Genomic DNA, 16,162 nt, shown 5'->3' with positions numbered 1-16,162 from the left:
TCTTCTGTCAACTCAAAGAGTTCAAGCGAATCGCCATGCGGGCCTGCAAAACCGATCGCAGCTTCGAGGCATTCATTTACATCGCAGCGGCCGTCATCAATTCAAAATGAATCCCCACAAACCCTAGTTAGACAGTTAGGGCCCCGGCATTGCCGGGGCTTTTTTGTAATTACGCATTTCCAACATATCGAATCTGGTTATCTTTCGAGCCGTTGCATCCTGTTTCCGGAGGACTCAGTTCTACTCAAAGAGGACGTTCCAATGGTTGAGGGCTATGCTTTTTTGTAGAAGAAGAGATGCGCTTGATGACTGTTTCGAGAACTTTGAAGTCCGCGGTCCTGGGTGTTTGCTTGGTGGTGGCCGCCGCTTCGGGATCGGAAGCAAAGACACTGGTGTTTTGCTCGGAAGGCTCACCGGAAGGTTTTGACCCGGCTCTTCATACGTCAACGATCACGTTCGATGCGTCTTCCAAACCCCTCTACAATCGTTTGGTCGAATTCAAACCTGGAACGACTGAAGTCGAACCTGGTTTGGCTGAGAGCTGGGACGTGTCTGATGATGGGCGGGAAGTCACGTTCTATCTCCGCAAAGGCGTTACATTCCACAACACCCCATTTTTTACGCCAAGCCGTGAGTTGAATGCTGACGACGTGCTGTTCTCTTTCGAACGCCAGCGTAAGAAAAGCCATTCCTGGCACGCCTACATGCCTGGCACTGCTTGGGAGTTTTTCGATGCTATGTCCATGCCGGAGTTCATCAAGGACATCGTCAAGATCGACGACCACACAGTGAAATTTGTTCTGACACGCCCGGAAGCTCCGATTTTGGCAAACCTTGGGATGGATTTCGCGTCCATTTTGTCAGCTGAATATGCTGATCAGCTTGAGGATTCGGGTGCCAAAGAGCAGTTGAACATCCAGCCGGTTGGCACGGGGCCTTTCGCCTTTGTTGGCTACCAGGAAGACGCGATCGTTCGCTTCTCCGCGCATTCCGATTACTGGGATGGCAAGCAAGCCATCGACAACCTGACTTACGCAATCACCCCGAATGCAGCAGTCCGGCTTCAAAAACTCAAGGCGGGCGAGTGTCATGTGATGTCCCGCCCGGCTCCGACGGATATCGATGATATTCGCTCAGATGGCGATCTGACTTTGATGGAGCAGCCGAGCTTAAGCATCGGCTATCTGGCGTACAATACCAAAGTGTCTCCATTCGATCGCAAGGAGGTTCGCAAGGCTCTGTATCACGCCATCAACAAGCAGGAGATACTTGAGGCGGTTTACCAGGGGGCTGGTCAAGTTGCGAAAAATCCGTTCCCGCCGAGAGTCTGGTCCTACAACACGGCGATTGAAGACGATGCCTATGACCCGAAACTGGCAAGGGAAATGCTTGCCGCAGCCGGTATTGAAGATCTTTCCCTGACAATCTGGGCGATGCCGGTTCCCCGTTCGTACAATCCGAATGCGCGTTTGATGGCTGAATACATCAAAGCTGACTTGGAGAAGGTTGGTGTGCGTGTTGAGATCATTTCCCACAAATGGGGCAAGTACCTGTCGTTGTCGAAAGACGTTAATCGGCAGGGTGCTGTGCTGTTCGGATGGACCGGTCGCAATGGTGATCCGGACAACTTCTTGAGCGAACTTTTGAGTTGTGAGCGTGTCGGGGGTTCCAACAGAGCGCAATGGTGTAACAACGCATTTGAAGAGCTGATCAAGAAGGCTCGAACTACATTTGACACTGCAGAACGCGCAAGGCTTTATGAAGAGGCTCAGCGGATCTTCAAGGAGGAAGCCCCTTGGGTGACCATCGCGCACTCTATGGCTTATGTTCCGATGTCCGCGAAGGTCACCGGATACGTTATGGATCCGCTCGGTGGTCATTCGTTTAAGGGCGTAGACCTGACCGATTAAGCGCAAACGCCATTAAAGACAGTTAGCCCCATCAGGGTTTGGGAGGGCATGGCGGCTGGCCGGTTTTTGATCAGTTCTTTATTGGCGTTTGGTCTCCAAACCAAACTCTTCCATCTTCCATTGGTATGTTGGGCGGCTTTCTCCGTTTGAGGTTCACTTTTGGCGGGAGTTTGGGTTGAACTTTTCCATAATTCGAGTATTCTCGAAATATGGAAAAAGATGATGCCTTGAGAGCATTGGCGGCCTTGGGTCAGGAAACCCGCCTCGACGTCTTTCGCCTGTTGGTGAAAGCGGGAAAAGAAGGCATGGCAGCGGGCGCTATTTCAGATGCTCTCAGCGTGCGTCCGAATACCCTATCGACCCACTTGAGCGCCCTGTCCCGCTCCGGCCTTGTGCACGCCGAACGGGACGGGCGCTCAATCCATTACCGTGCGGACCTCTCCGCCATGGGCGCGCTCACAACGTATCTGCTGCAAGATTGTTGCGGCGGAAACCCGGAGATGTGCGCCCCGATCATGACCATGCTCGGCGATAGTGTGAGCGTTGAAAAGGACCGGTGTTAGAACCGGAAAAAGTGGGGCTTCATAATATGCGTAACGCCTTGTTTGTTTGCACGGCCAATTCTGCGCGCTCGGTTTTAGGCGAAGCGATCCTGCGCCATATGGGCGAGGGTAAATTCAACACCTATTCAGCGGGTTCGACACCGCGGGGCATGGTCAATCCGGACGCAATCTCCTGCCTGGAGCGCAAGAACCTGCCGACAGACGGTTTTAGATCGAAGAGCTGGGAAGAGTTTGCCGGTGCGGATGCACCTAAAATGGATCTGATCATCACTGTTTGTGACAGTGCAGCCGGAGAGGCCTGCCCGGTTTGGCCGGGGCATCCGTTTGTCGTGCATTGGGGTATTGCCGATCCGGCCTCCGTTGAGGGTGATGATGCGACCCGCGCTGAGGCTTTCGACCTTGCTTATGACCGTCTTGAGCGCCGCATCGGTGCGATGCTCGCGCTTGGCGATAATGTCTTCTCCGCAGCTGACGGAAAAAACCAACTCTCCGCTATCGGCGCCTCGGCCGACGACTAGGATTACACCTCATGTCAGAATTCTCTCTCTCACGGCGTCTCGTCGCTGAAGCGCTTGGAACCGCGATGCTGGTTGGAACCGTTGTCGGCTCCGGCATCATGGCAGACAATTTGTCCGAGGATGTTGCGGTCTCCCTTCTGGGCAACACGATCCCGACCGGTGCGATCTTGGTGGTCCTGATCACCTTGTTCGGGCCAATTTCGGGGGCGCACTTCAATCCGGCGGTCACGTTTGTGTTTTGGTTGAAGCGTGAACTGACAATCCCGGTGGCAGCGGCCTATGTCGCTGTTCAGATCCTCGGCGGCATTTGCGGGTCGCTGATCGCGCATGTGATGTTTGAATTGCCGGTCTGGCAGGCATCGACCACGGTTCGAACCGGCGGTGCCCAATGGGTCGCAGAGGTGGTCGCCACATTTGGCCTGCTTGCAAGTATCTTGGCGGGTATCCGGTTCCGCGCTGATGCGGTGCCGTGGCTGGTAGGGCTCTACATCACCGCAGCCTACTGGTTCACCGCTTCCACATCCTTCGCCAATCCGGCAGTCGCGATCTCCCGTGCGTTTACCGATACCTTTGCAGGCATCCGGCCGGTTGATGTGCCTGGGTTTATTGTTGCCCAGCTGATCGGGGCGGCGCTTGCCCTTGCGGTGTTCTCTTGGCTGTTGCAATCAAAGGCGTCGGAGAAGAAAGCGCTGAAACCGTCTGAGGCTTAGCCGGTATCGCGCACTTTAAATCTAATACTCGGCTTGCAAAATCTGGTTCGGGTTGATTGAAGGGATGCATGAGCAAACCTGACGTCACCATCGTCGGAGCTGGCATCATTGGGCTGGCGACGGCGGCAAATCTCCTACAACGCGGATACCGTGTCACAATCCTCGATCGCGAAGGACCAGCGGCTGGCGCGAGCCAGGGCAATGCCGGTGCGATTGCCTGGACTGATGTCGCCCCGCTCGCGAGTCCCGGCCTTTGGAAACAGGCGATCAAATGGTTGATGGATCCGCTTGGGCCGCTGACTGTTCGCCCGGCCTACGTCGTCAAAATCCTGCCATGGATGCTCCGTTTCATGGCGGCCTCCAATCACAGCCAGATGAAGCGCAGCACCGAGGCTTTGGCCGCACTCAATGCCGAAGCCTGGCCGTCCTGGGAACGTTTGTGGCGGGTTTCTGGAACGCACAATCAGGTGCGCAAGGATGGATGCCTGGAGCTGTTCGATACCGTCAGTTCACTAAAAGATGCGCATTCGGGATGGGAGGAACAGCGCGCCTTCGGCATCGATGTTCAAGAACTCGATCTGGCGACGATCAGAGATATGGAACCGGCGTTATCCGACCGCGTTGTAGGCGGTGCTCTCGTCCCCGAATGGGCGCAGGTGGACGACCCGAAACTGTTGTGCCTGTCTCTGGCCGATTGGCTGAAAAGCCAGGGCGTTTCTTTTGATGTCGGGGGTGTCGTGAACGTTCAGTCTGGGGCTTCAGGCCCCGTTTTGACGCTTACAGATGGCCGAACTGTTCATACGGACCGGTTGGTCATCGCTTGTGGTGCCTGGTCCAAAAAACTTGCGGCACAACTTGGCGACAAAATCCCTTTGGATACTGAGCGCGGCTACAACATCACGATCCCGGAGCCCGGTGTTACCGTCAAGCGGTTCATCATGTTGCCGGGACACGGCTTTGTCCTGTCGCCCCTGTCCACGGGATTGCGGGTCGGCGGAGCCGTCGAGTTCGGCGGATTGGACCTGCCGGAGAACTGGAAGCGGGTTGATGCCATGGTTGCCAAAGCGCGGCGCTTCTTTCCGGATCTGAAGACTGAAGGTGGGAAGCGCTGGATGGGCTTCCGTCCCTCTATTCCAGACAGTCTGCCTGTGATTGGTGCCGCGCCGCGGGCGGAAGGGGTTTATTACGCCTTTGGTCATGCCCATCATGGGCTGACGGAGGCGGCGGTGACCGGGGAGATGATCACCGACATGATCGACGGCGCAACGCCTTCGGTCGACCCGGCTCCGTTCCGCGCCGACCGGTTTTGACAAGAATCGAAAGAGTTACTTCCGCTTCTTGTTCATGGCCGCTGCAAGTGCTGCGGCCATGGCGTTGTTTCCGCCGTCATTGCCGGAAGATTTTTGAGGGTTGCCCTTGCCGCCGCGTGGGGCATTTCCTGGGCCCCGGCCGCCACCTGATCCTTTGCCGCCGGCACCACCCTGCCGGTTCTGCGCATTCCGTTCCTTTTGTCCCTGATAATCGGCCTGTGACTTCATTGTCATTGAAATGCGTTTGCGCGGAATGTCGACTTCCAGAATGGTGACCTTGACGATGTCACCCGCTTTGACGACCGTGTGCGGATCATCAACGAACTTGTCCGCAAGTTGGGAGACATGCACCAGGCCGTCCTGGTGTACACCGACGTCCACGAAGGCTCCGAAGTTCGTGACGTTGGTCACCGTGCCTTCCAGTTTCATGCCCGGTTTCAGATCCGAGATTTCCTCGACACCATCCTGAAGGGCTGCGGTCTTGAATTCGGGACGCGGATCACGGCCCGGCTTTTCAAGTTCGGACAGGATGTCCTTGACCGTCGGCAATCCGAATTTCTCGTCGATGAAGTCTTTTGGCTCCAGGTTCTGGAGGATACCGCTGTCGCCCATCAACTGGCGAACATCCCGGCCACAGGCTTTCACGATGCGCTTGGCGAGCGGATAGGCTTCCGGGTGAACCGAGGAAGAATCGAGAGGTTCGGTCCCATCGTTGATGCGCAGGAAGCCGGCGCAGAGTTCAAACGCCTTTGCACCCAAACGCGGTACGTCCTTCAACTGCGAGCGCTTGTCAAACCGGCCGATTGTATCGCGATGTTCAACGACCGCTTTTGCAAGGCTATCGGACAGACCAGAAATCCGGGAAAGAAGCGCCGGGGAGGCGGTGTTGAGATCAACACCAACCGCGTTCACCGCGTCTTCGACAACTGCATCTAGGGCGCGGGCAAGTTTCGTCTGGTTGACGTCATGCTGATACTGCCCAACACCAATGGACTTCGGCTCGATTTTGACGAGTTCTGCCAAAGGATCCTGGAGGCGCCGGGCAATCGACGCGGCCCCGCGCAGGGAGACATCAACGTCCGGCATTTCCTTCGCGGCCAATTCCGACGCGGAATAGACCGACGCACCTGCCTCGTTGACGATCACCTTTACCGGTCGCTGAGCCGCCGGAACATCGGCCAGGACGTCGCCGGTCAGCTTGTCGGTCTCCCGGCTCGCCGTGCCGTTGCCGATGGCGATCAGGCCGACCTTGTGCTTTGCAATCAGTGCCAGAAGTGTGTTGCGGGATCCGGCAAGATCATTGCGCGGCTGGAATGGATAGATCGTTGCGGTGTCGATTAGCTTGCCGGTTTCGTCGACCACGGCAACCTTGACCCCGGTCCGGATGCCCGGGTCCAGACCAAGCGTTGCTTTCGATCCCGCAGGGGCGGCGAGCAGCAGATCCTTGAGGTTCTTGGCAAACACCTGAATGGCTTCTTCTTCGGCCTTGTCCCGAAGGACACCCATCAGGTCGAGTTCCAGATGAAGGGCCAGTTTGACTTTCCAGGCAAAGCGGGCGACATCCATCAGCCATTTGTCGGCCGGGCGGCCTCGATCGGCGATGGCGTAGGTGTCTGCGACCATCTTCACGGCTGGCAGGATCGGTGCCGGATCATCGGCGTCGACTGTCAGATCGACAGACAGAATGCCTTCATTGCGGCCGCGGAAAAGGGCAAGCGCCCGGTGGCTCGGGATTTTGGACCAGCTCTCCGAATAGTCGAAATAATCGGCGAACTTTGCACCCTTGTCGCCCATGCCGTCGATCAGCTTCGACTGTACCACACCGCGCTCTTCCATATACCGGCGCAGCCGTCCGACGAGCTCGGCATTTTCTGCAAACCGTTCCATGAGGATCTGGCGCGCGCCGTCAAGCGCAGCTTTCGTATCCGCAACGCCCTTGGCATCGTCGATGAAACCTGCAGCTTCCGTTTCCGGTGTTTTTCCTGGATCGGCCAGCAGCAGGTCCGCGAGCGGTTCCAGTCCGGCTTCCCGCGCAATCTGAGCTTTGGTGCGGCGCTTCTTTTTGAAGGGCAGGTAGATGTCTTCGAGCTGCGACTTGGTCTCGGCTGCCTGAATGCTTGCAGCGAGGGCCTCGGTCATCTTGCCCTGCTCATCGATGGACCGGGTGATGGCACCGCGCCGATCTTCAAGTTCGCGCAGGTAAATCAGCCGCTCCTCGAGCTTGCGCAGTTGGCTGTCGTCCAGTCCGCCAGTGGCCTCTTTACGGTACCGGGCGATGAACGGCACTGTCGATCCTTCGTCCAGCAGCTGAACAGTTGCATTCACCTGACCGGCCTGGCAGCCGATTTCGTCTGCAATTCTTCTTGCGATCCGCAGCGCCGTTTCTGCGGGGAGGGAATTTGCGGACTTCTGGGATGTCGGGTCTGGAGCAGCGACGCTTGTCATCTGGGTCTACACTTTCAGGACTGGAAACGAGACAGGGACGATAATTCGGACACTCTCCGCGCAAAAGAGGTCCGATCTATGATCCACTGGCAATTCTCGATATCTGGTGTGTCGATCGCCATGCGCTTCCAAATCGGAAACCATTGAACGCCCAGCAACAGACCTGGACCGCAAAAACTCAAGATGGATATTTGATAAAAATCGCGTAAAGAGTGCAGTTTTGTGCGACGATTGGTCGGTAATATTGCGTAAAATTTCAACAATCGAACGATTTGCTTAGTTTTGCGTATTCTTGCGCCACTGTTATTTGGTAGTTTCGCCAGTACTGAATAGCGGATAATGCTGCTTTGCGCGTTGGAAAACAAAGTGCGTTCGAAGTGGGGTGGTTCTTTAGGCTCATCGTTGGTTTGGGCGCTGACGTTGTGAACAGACATTGGCAAGTGGAGATGTGGGTGTGACAAGAGGCCGACCGCGGAAAACGGAAACGCAAGACGCTTTACATGGCATCATGCGCGCCTTCTGGCAGAACGGCTACAAGGCGACATCCATGAATGATCTTGTCGATGCTTCGGGGATGGCGAAGCCCAGTCTTTATGCCGCTTTCGGTGACAAGGAAGCGATGTTTGAAAAATCGCTTCTGCACTATTTTGACTGTTACGGCGATACGGTTTTTGGTCCCTTGATGAGAGCTGAAAAACACTATCTCATCGACATTCGGAACCTTATCCAGACCGTCGGATATCTTGCCGCGGACAAGGCTACTCCGCTGGGCTGTTTCCTTTTCAACGCCCAGGTTGAAAACGCCTATGGAACAGAAAAGCACAAGGTTCTGTTGTCGGATCTGGGGCAGACCAGATACGAGGGTATCCGGACCCGCTTGTTGAAGGCCGTCGACTCTGGCGAGTTGGGAGACGACGCTGACATCGATGCTCTGGCGACCTACGTCGATGGTCAGCTTGGGGCCGTGTCCATTCTGGCTCGAACCGGAGCAAATAAGATCCGGATAGACCAATTTGTTGAAACCGCGGTCAAGGCATTGCCCTCTGCAACGCCGTTTGATTTCGACGATTTTCCAGAATTCACTTTACGACAGTGATCCGTTCTGCAGCGCGGGTCACGGCCGTGTAAAGCCAGCGGTCCCGGTGCTCACGGAAGGCCCAGCTTTCGTCAAACAACACGACATCGTCCCATTGTGACCCTTGCGCCTTGTGAACCGTCAGGGCGTAACCATAATCGAATTCATCCGCCTTGCGCCGGATGGCGTATGGAATGCTCTCAGCCCCGTCCTCGAACATGGCCGGGAGAACCTTGACCTTCACCGCCGTTTTGATGAGCTCGTCTTCCGACACCACGTCGAAGCGCAAGGTGTTTCCGCGCGGCTGCCGCAGGCGTTTCACCGTCCAGAGGCCGCCATTCAGCAAACCTTTGGTTTTGTCGTTGCGCAAGCAAACCAGTTTGTCGCCAACGGCCGGCATCGGCGTGGTGAAGTCCTTCAGTTCACGAATGCGGCTGTTGTAGAGCCGACGCGTCTTGTTCGTCCCGACCAAAACCTGATCGGCGGCAAGGATCTGATCCTTGTCGATCTGGCGGCGGTTGATCACCTTGCTCTCACCGAAATCCCCGTAGTCCAACTTGCCGCCATCGCGGATGGTCATAGACATGCGGACGATCGGATTGTCCTGCGCCTGGCGGTGGACTTCCGTTAACATGATGTCCGGCTCGGCCTCCGTGAAAAAGCCTCCGCCCTTAACCGGTGGCAGCTGCGCCGGGTCGCCCAGAACCAGAACAGGCGTGCCGAAAGACAGAAGATCGCGGCCAAGCTCCTCGTCGACCATAGAGCATTCATCGATAACGATCAGCCGGGCCGTGGCCGCCGCGCTGTCCCGTTTGATGGCAAACTGAGGGCCTGCGTCTTCCTCATCGTCATCGACGGCTTCTTCTTCCTTGGCGGAACGGGGGCGATAGATCAGGGAATGAATGGTGCCAGCGTCCTCGCAGCCTTTTTGGCGCAGAACATGTGCTGCTTTGCCTGTGAAAGCCCCGAAGCAGACGTCACCGTCTATGTCTTCAGCCAGATGCCGCGCTAGCGTGGTTTTTCCGGTGCCTGCAAACCCGAACAGCTTGAATACCTGCCTGTCGCCGCGTTTCAGCCAGGCTGCGGCGTCCTTCAAGGCGGTATCTTGTTGAGGCGACCAAGCCAAATCGTATCTCCGGGATCTTCAAACGAGCTGCCTCCATAACCTGATTTGGCAGTGCGCGCCAAGGGAAAGCGGTCGATGATGTATTACCCGAGTACCGAGAATGAACTGTCTTGATTGACCGGACGCTTTCTGGAGAAAGTCGCCGTGTTGATCGTGTAACCGATGTTTGGCAATTGAAACTGCAAAGGGGCCTCATCGTGAGCATTGCCGGTTTCGCAATAGCCGATCAGTTCGGCCATCAGCTGACCGGCTACAGGGGCATTCTTGAATTGATTGCCACTGGTTCCGATCGCAAGATAGTAGCCTCCAACATCGGTGCAGTCGTAAATGGGCAGCCAGTCGTCCGTCGCGTCGTACAGATCGGCAATGCCGACCGGGTGTTGTGAGACACCCAGGCTCGGCAGTCTTTGGGAATAACGGTAAGCGTAGGTGAGAGCTCGATCGCTTAGGTCTCTGGAGAAATCGTCCGGATCGACTTCATGCGGTGCATCGCAGGCCGGGTTTTCACTGCCGATCATCAGTTGGCCGCCGCTTCCAGGCTTTATGTAACAGGCAATGTCGTTGTCGGATACGATCAGACCTTCCCGCGAATAGCCCAGATCGCCGGGTGGAGATATTTGAACCACTTCTTGCCGAAGGGGGCGGGTCCGGATTGTCATGCCGGGATCGATTGGCAGCAGGGAATTCACCTTACCTGAATGCGGGCCGGCAGCATTCACGACGATTGGCGTAGAGATTTGTTGTCCAGTTTCCAGCTCAACGCCAGTCACGCGATTTTCTGCGATCAATATCTCGGTCACCGCAGTCTTGAACATGAAGGTGGCACCGTGTTTTTCAGCCGCATCCTTCAGATTACGGGCCGAGAGCTGCGGGTCGTCGACATACCCTCCACACGGGAAATAAACTCCGCCTGAAATCTCGCCGTTAGCTGGCTGGCCGAACGTGTCGTCTTCCATAGACTTGGCTGGCGCAAAGCGCCGAAGGTCATAGCCCGGCATCGCGTCTCGGATCTGATCAGCAGTCCAATGCTCATAGGAAATGCCAAGCTGGTTTGCGCTTTTGAGAACCTTTGCCAAATATCCGTTGGCTTCGGTCTTCATGACCAGTGTGCCGGTTTCGATAAACCGGGCAAGGCCGGAGGTGTCATCGCTTTCCAGATAAGCGGGCCAGTTTTTCCAGGTGTGGTAGCCCTCATAGGCCATCGCCGACCCATCAAGGGTCGAATAATATGTCCGGATAACGGCTGCAGAACTGGATGTCGATCCATAACCAGCGGCGGGTAATTTGTCGATGTTCAGCGTACGATAGCCACGTTTGGCGAGATTGAATGCGATTGCGCAACCGATGACGCCGGCTCCGATAATAACGGCATCGAACTGCAAAGCTTTGGCGGCATTTGATTGAGAGTTCATGATGGTCTCCAGTACAGCAATGACAGGATCATGACCCGTGGCTTGATTTGTCCAGAAAGAAATCCGGCTACGACTGTCGCGTTTCGGTCATCAAAGACGTCTCGAGTTGGCTTACTTGCAGAAATTATTCAGCAAAATAGAAAAAATTCATCATAATGTTTTGAAAATTACACTTTGTAGACTTTGTTCTCAAGTCTCTCGTTGAATGCAAATTACCAACTCTGCATCCTCCCCAAACCATTTCGGTTTTTCAAAATGTATCAGTTATTTGGGGGAAAGCGTGCCGCTTGGGAAATCCTGCGAGTGGCCGACGTTGGCGCTGATTATGGCCACAACGGCGGCTTGGACTTTGGTCATTTCGTTTTATTCGGACTGGGGAGGCTGGATCGTCTGTCCGCTGGCTGCCCTGCTTGTGACGCTTCAATCTTCCCTTCAGCATGAAGTCCTGCATGGCCATCCGACCCGAAATGCGAGGTTCAATGAAGCCCTGATTTATTGTTCTTTCGGGTTGTTTATCCCGTATCGCCGGTTCAAGACGCTGCACTTACGCCACCACAATGACGATCGGTTGACGGATCCTTACGATGACCCGGAGAGTTTTTACCTCGCCTGGGGAGACTGGCAGAAAATGCCTTGGGCCTTGCGACTTGTATTGACCTTGAACAACACACTTGCCGGCCGCTTGCTGATTGGTCCGGCTGTGTCTTTGGTCGGGTTCTATGGATCGGAAATTCGCGCAGTAGCGTCCGGAGACAGCGGTGTAGCGAGAGCATGGGCGCATCATCTGGTGGGCCTGCTTCTCGTGCTGGCGTTCTTATCGTTTGTTGGCGGCATCCCCCTCTGGCTCTACATATTTGGAGTAGCCTATCCCGGAATGAGTTTGTTGATGTTGCGCACTTACGCAGAGCACAGGGCTCACGAAAATGCCGAGGCGCGATCTGTGATCGTAGAGTTTTGCCCTCTGTTTTCGCTGCTTTTCTTAAACAATAATCTACATATCGTGCACCATTCGCACCCACGGGCGCCTTGGTATACGCTTCCTAAGTTGTACCACGACGCTCGGGACGAATGGCAAGCGCGCAATCAGGGGTATGTGTTCAAGAGTTATTTGCAAATGGTCAAAGCCTTCCTTTTCAAGGTCAAGGAACCTGTTCCACATCCTCTCGTTCGGAATGCCGACGCCGGTCGCGCACTGCCACCATCATGACCCAAAGACCATTCCGGCCGGTTCGGTTGCCGATGTACGATTGGCCGGAAGTGGCTAGTGAAACACAAGAAATAGAAGCAGCGCTGACGGATGAGATCTGCAGCGCGCTGGCCATTGCGCCGTCTGCTTTGGAACCCTGGGATCCTGAGATCAGCCTTTATGATATGTGGACTGATCCGGCCTTGCTTCTCGCACAGACCTGCGGGTATCCCCTCACGCACAAACTGGCTGGCAAGGTCCATCTTCTCGGGGCGCCGCACTACAGGGCCACTGGATGTACTGGTGCTAAGTATTGCAGCCAGATTGTGGTCAAGAAAAACAACCCATTTCAATCTTTGGCCGATCTGAAGGGAGCGCGCGCTGTCTTCAACGGTCCGGACAGTCAATCTGGCATGAATGCGTTTCGAGATACCATCGCACCGATGTCGGATGGGGGCCCCTACTTTGAAAGCATCGTAGAAAGTGGTGGTCACTTGGCGTCGATGGACGCTGTTGCCAAGGGGCGGGCTGATGTTGCGGCCATTGACGGGGTGTGCTGGGCCCTTGCTGAACAAGAAAAGCCTGGGCTTGCCAACCAACTGCGCGCTTTAGCGCAAACCGCGCAAGTTCCAGGTTTGCCGTTCATAACCTCAATGCATCTGGGCGCGGAAACACATGCGGAGATATCCGCCGCGGTGTCTCGTGTTCTTTCAAATCCGCAGACAGAAAAAAGCCGCAAACGCCTTCGCATTTGCGGCTTTTCAAAACTGTCTTTGGCTGACTATCAAGTCATCCTGGTTATGGAAGCAGATGCAAGGGCGCGAAACTACTCCGTCCTTGCTTGATGCTTCCACTCGGCCATTAGCGGCCGAGGATACGAGCTTTTGCAGCTTCGCCCAGACGCAGGGTCTGGTTCATACGGGCGAGTTCAGCAGCGGAGCGGCCGGAGACAACACCCATGAGGTTGGTGCCGAGGGCTTGTGCAAGATAGGTCATGGTCTTCCCAATCCTGAATTCAGTTCGAAGTTTGATTTTGAAAGTGCGGTCCGCTGCTTAAATAACGGGCCGCTTGACTGCTATATGGGCATAACTTGCGGTTCAATCAATCGAATAGTATTCATCGGTTTGTTCAAAAAAATTGAACTCAGAAAATCCGGAATTCACCTATGGAAAAATTGCCAGGGACAGGAACTGAACTGATCGATATGGATCTTTATCGAACGTTCCTTGTCATCGCTGAAACCTCAAGCTTTTCAAAAGCATCTGACCTGATTGGCCGGACGCCATCTGCCGTTTCCATGCAGATTAAGAAGTTGGAAACCATTCTCGGCGTTGCAGTTTTTGCAAGGGAGGGTCGCGCTGTGCGGTTAACTTCAGAAGGTGAGGCATTGCTGGGATACGCTCGCCGGATATTGATGTTGAACGAAGAGGCTGTGAGTCTGTTTGTTTCGCCATCTGTCGAGGGTGAAGTGCGGTTCGGCGCACCGGCGGATTTTGGGACACGCTTCTTGCCAAATTTCCTGTCCCGCTTTGCCCGGTCTCATCCGGGGGTGAATGTCGACGTGCATTTGGATGGCAGTCCGGCGTTGGATGATAAAATCCGCAAGGGCGAGTTGGATCTTGTACTGTCAACGGTCCGTCCTGGAGCACCGATGCCAACGGGAACGGATGTTGTGTTTTCCGAACCGCTTGTTTGGGTGGGTTTGGAGGGGGGGATTGCCTACGACCGGGATCCGCTTCCATTGGCCGTGTCGACCCCTGGGTGTCCATGGCGGCGTGCGGCCCGGATTGCGCTGGATGGGGCCCAAAAACCCTATCGCATCTCATACACAAGCTTTCACAGCGCGGGGCAGGAAGCGGCCTTGTTGGCGGATCTCGCAGTTGCACCGTTTCCGGCCAGTGTTGTTGAGCCACCCCTTCAAGTTCTGGATGATCGTCACGGGCTACCAAAGATTGGCGACTATCATATCGTCATGAAGCAGCGTCCGCGCGCTGGGCGCGCGACCCATGCCTTTGCCGAGCATGTGGAGGAGTGTTTCAAGGAGATCACGCTTGGCGGTGCGCTCGCATCCGGATAACATTAACCAAAAAGTTAACAATCCGTAAAAACGGATCGCCACATGGTTAACAAAGAGTTACTCTTTCGCGAATTGCAAAAGTGTGTTCAGCAAAGAGGCGCTCAAATGAATACCCTGACAAAAACTATTGTCGCTGCGGCGGCGATCGTTGTTGCCGGATCGGCTTATGCGGGCGACACAACCCGTATCCTTCATGACGAGCCGTACGGCGCCATCGTGACCAAGGAAGCGGGCGTATTGGTTTTCCGCGGTCTGCCGCCAACCCGCAAAGTGATCATCAATCCAGGTGGCAAGACGCCGCTGGAGCTCCGGCAAACAGAAATAAATGAGACCAATGTGGTCGTCATGAGCCAAGATGACTACGTGCGTGGCCTTGGTGCCAAGATTGTCCGTCTGAAATAGGGTTGGTTGGAATAGGCCGTCAGATCTGACGGCCCATCAATCGGGCATCGTATGGATACGTGCTGAGGCGTTCATAGCCAGTTTCTGTTATGAGCAGTTGCTCCTCCAGCTTTACGCCTTCATGCCCGCCGTGGCGGCCAACATAGCTTTCCACACAGACCACCATTCCAGGTACCAGTACCCCATCGTATCCTCCGCTCGCCCAGTCTGCGGGGTAGGGGACTGCCGGGTATTCATCACACAGGCCAACACCGTGAAACAGAACCGAGTATCGATTCGCCTGATAGTCTTCCGGTAGGTTCTTGGCGCTGTGTGAAAGCTCGAAGAAACTGCGCCCTGGTGCGAGCATTTCTATATTCGCTTCAATCTGATCCACCGCCATTTGATAGAGCGATCTCTGCTCGTTGGTCGGTTGTCCGCCGCCGCACAGCCACGTGCGGGAAATGTCGCAGCACATGCCGTAGGGCCCAACAAGATCGGTGTCGAAGGCGACCAGCTCACAGGATTGGATTTCACGTGCTGAGGCTTCCTGAAACCAGGGATTAGTGCGTGGGCCGGAAGCGAGCAGATGTGTTTCAATCCACTCGCCGCCGCGACGGATATTCCCCGCATGCAGCAATGACCAAAGATCCCATTCCGTCATGCCCGGCCGGAGGGCCGCTTCCATTTCCGACATTGCAGCTTCACAGGCAGCAATGGACCGGCGCATCGCCTTGATTTCGTCGGAGCATTTAACGGCACGGGCAAGTTCCATGATCTCTTCACCGTCATGCAGCGTCAAACCATGGCCTTGAAGTGCTGCAACGCCTTCCCGGCGGCATTTGTCGACGGCGATTCGAGCGTTTGGGCCACAATAAGTCTTGATCAGATCGGCCAGCTCATCAGCCCACTTCTGCGCAAGTTCCGCAGACCGCGGTCCGGATTCAAAATAGAACCAGGGCACACCGTGGCGGACTTCATCAACGAGCATGTTATGCGCGGACAGGTGTTCGCAGTTGTGAAAGTCGAAGGCGATGACCGGGCCGTTCAGCGTCACAAGCGTGTAGCGCACTGCATTATGAGTGCTCCAGACCTGCATGTTGGTGCTGTCGGTCGCATACCGAACGTTCAGCGGGTCACACAGTATGGCTGCGCTTAAATCGAAGGCCTGGAGCTGTTGGCGAATCCGTTGAAGCCGGTATTCGCGAACGGCATCCAGGTCAGGTGCGGTAAGGCCAAGCGCTGACCACTCGGTTTCTGCAAGCTCACCATATCCAAGAACATGACGGTTGAGTGCAGAGGCTTTTTCGGTCGCGTAGGCTGACAGAGCCTCGAACCCGGCTGCATCGCCAGGATGATCGGGCAAGACGGCCGGCATGATTTTTCGCCGGTGCCGGCCAAAGTGTTCCGTATTCATAACCGCCTGCTCTCCTCCGCCAATTGGTCAA

The 16,162-nt window shown here is 55.5% G+C and carries 15 protein-coding genes; 10 read left to right on the top strand and 5 right to left on the bottom strand.

Features of this window, described 5'->3' with window-relative positions; genetic code table 11:
* The first annotated feature begins 305 nt into the window (after positions 1–305).
* The 5 genes from ACVDG4_RS16625 to ACVDG4_RS16605 all read left to right on the top strand — a co-directional run bounded on the left by ACVDG4_RS16625 (position 306) and on the right by ACVDG4_RS16605 (position 5,011).
* Positions 306–1,910 (top strand): ABC transporter substrate-binding protein, encoded by a 1,605-nt coding sequence (locus ACVDG4_RS16625; RefSeq protein WP_447235899.1) that lies wholly within the window; start codon positions 306–308, stop codon positions 1,908–1,910.
* Positions 1,911–2,119: 209 nt separating this feature from the next.
* Positions 2,120–2,473, top strand: coding sequence for an ArsR/SmtB family transcription factor (locus tag ACVDG4_RS16620; RefSeq protein ID WP_428522646.1), 354 nt, complete (start codon positions 2,120–2,122; stop codon positions 2,471–2,473).
* A gap of 26 nt (positions 2,474–2,499) precedes the next feature.
* The gene (locus ACVDG4_RS16615; protein WP_447235898.1) at positions 2,500–2,991 is read left to right on the top strand and encodes an arsenate reductase ArsC; all 492 of its coding nucleotides are present in this window, start codon (positions 2,500–2,502) and stop codon (positions 2,989–2,991) included.
* 11 nt (positions 2,992–3,002) lie between these two features.
* Positions 3,003–3,701: an aquaporin gene (locus ACVDG4_RS16610; protein WP_447235897.1), complete on the top strand. Its 699-nt coding sequence runs from the start codon at positions 3,003–3,005 to the stop codon at positions 3,699–3,701.
* A gap of 68 nt (positions 3,702–3,769) precedes the next feature.
* Positions 3,770–5,011, top strand: coding sequence for an NAD(P)/FAD-dependent oxidoreductase (locus ACVDG4_RS16605; RefSeq protein WP_447235896.1), 1,242 nt, complete (start codon positions 3,770–3,772; stop codon positions 5,009–5,011).
* 15 nt (positions 5,012–5,026) lie between these two features.
* On the opposite strand, the gene ACVDG4_RS16600 is transcribed toward ACVDG4_RS16605, so the two are convergent.
* Entirely contained in the window at positions 5,027–7,456 is a 2,430-nt protein-coding gene (locus tag ACVDG4_RS16600; protein WP_447235895.1) for a Tex family protein, read from the bottom strand.
* Positions 7,457–7,910: 454 nt separating this feature from the next.
* Here ACVDG4_RS16600 and ACVDG4_RS16595 point away from each other — a divergent pair, with 454 nt between their 5' ends.
* Positions 7,911–8,552: a TetR/AcrR family transcriptional regulator gene (locus ACVDG4_RS16595; RefSeq protein ID WP_447235894.1), complete on the top strand. Its 642-nt coding sequence runs from the start codon at positions 7,911–7,913 to the stop codon at positions 8,550–8,552.
* Here the strand turns inward: ACVDG4_RS16595 and ACVDG4_RS16590 are convergent.
* Both ACVDG4_RS16590 and ACVDG4_RS16585 read right to left on the bottom strand, forming a co-directional pair.
* Positions 8,536–9,657 (bottom strand): ATP-dependent DNA helicase, encoded by a 1,122-nt coding sequence (locus tag ACVDG4_RS16590; protein ID WP_447235893.1) that lies wholly within the window; start codon positions 9,655–9,657, stop codon positions 8,536–8,538. The genes ACVDG4_RS16595 and ACVDG4_RS16590 overlap by 17 nt on opposite strands.
* 83 nt (positions 9,658–9,740) lie before the next feature.
* On the bottom strand, positions 9,741–11,069 hold the full coding sequence (locus tag ACVDG4_RS16585) for an NAD(P)/FAD-dependent oxidoreductase (RefSeq protein ID WP_447235892.1): 1,329 nt from the start codon (positions 11,067–11,069) through the stop codon (positions 9,741–9,743).
* Positions 11,070–11,349: 280 nt separating this feature from the next.
* Here ACVDG4_RS16585 and ACVDG4_RS16580 point away from each other — a divergent pair, with 280 nt between their 5' ends.
* The gene (locus tag ACVDG4_RS16580) at positions 11,350–12,276 is read left to right on the top strand and encodes a fatty acid desaturase (RefSeq protein ID WP_306147754.1); all 927 of its coding nucleotides are present in this window, start codon (positions 11,350–11,352) and stop codon (positions 12,274–12,276) included.
* Entirely contained in the window at positions 12,273–13,100 is an 828-nt protein-coding gene (locus ACVDG4_RS16575; protein ID WP_447235891.1) for a phosphate/phosphite/phosphonate ABC transporter substrate-binding protein, read from the top strand. Before ACVDG4_RS16580 ends, ACVDG4_RS16575 begins: the two co-directional genes overlap by 4 nt.
* Before the next feature lie 16 nt (positions 13,101–13,116).
* Here ACVDG4_RS16575 and ACVDG4_RS16570 read toward each other — a convergent pair whose 3' ends face one another.
* Positions 13,117–13,251, bottom strand: a complete 135-nt coding sequence (locus ACVDG4_RS16570; RefSeq protein ID WP_286183412.1) for a hypothetical protein — start codon at positions 13,249–13,251, stop codon at positions 13,117–13,119.
* 170 nt (positions 13,252–13,421) lie between these two features.
* Here ACVDG4_RS16570 and ACVDG4_RS16565 point away from each other — a divergent pair, with 170 nt between their 5' ends.
* Together ACVDG4_RS16565 and ACVDG4_RS16560 are read left to right on the top strand one after the other, a co-directional pair.
* On the top strand, positions 13,422–14,333 hold the full coding sequence (locus ACVDG4_RS16565) for a LysR family transcriptional regulator (RefSeq protein ID WP_209174764.1): 912 nt from the start codon (positions 13,422–13,424) through the stop codon (positions 14,331–14,333).
* Positions 14,334–14,438: 105 nt separating this feature from the next.
* A complete protein-coding gene (locus tag ACVDG4_RS16560) occupies positions 14,439–14,735 on the top strand; it encodes a hypothetical protein (protein ID WP_447235890.1) in 297 nt (98 codons plus the stop codon).
* Between the two features lie 19 nt (positions 14,736–14,754).
* On the opposite strand, the gene ACVDG4_RS16555 is transcribed toward ACVDG4_RS16560, so the two are convergent.
* Positions 14,755–16,131 carry a M24 family metallopeptidase gene (locus ACVDG4_RS16555; RefSeq protein ID WP_447235889.1) on the bottom strand — a complete coding sequence of 459 codons (1,377 nt, stop codon included), beginning with the start codon at positions 16,129–16,131 and terminating at the stop codon, positions 14,755–14,757.
* Positions 16,132–16,162: the final 31 nt, after the last annotated feature.

The organism is Roseibium sp. MB-4 (assembly GCF_053005265.1).
The sequence above is the reverse complement of the archived record's forward strand: the minus strand, read 5'-3'. Positions and strand labels throughout refer to the sequence as shown.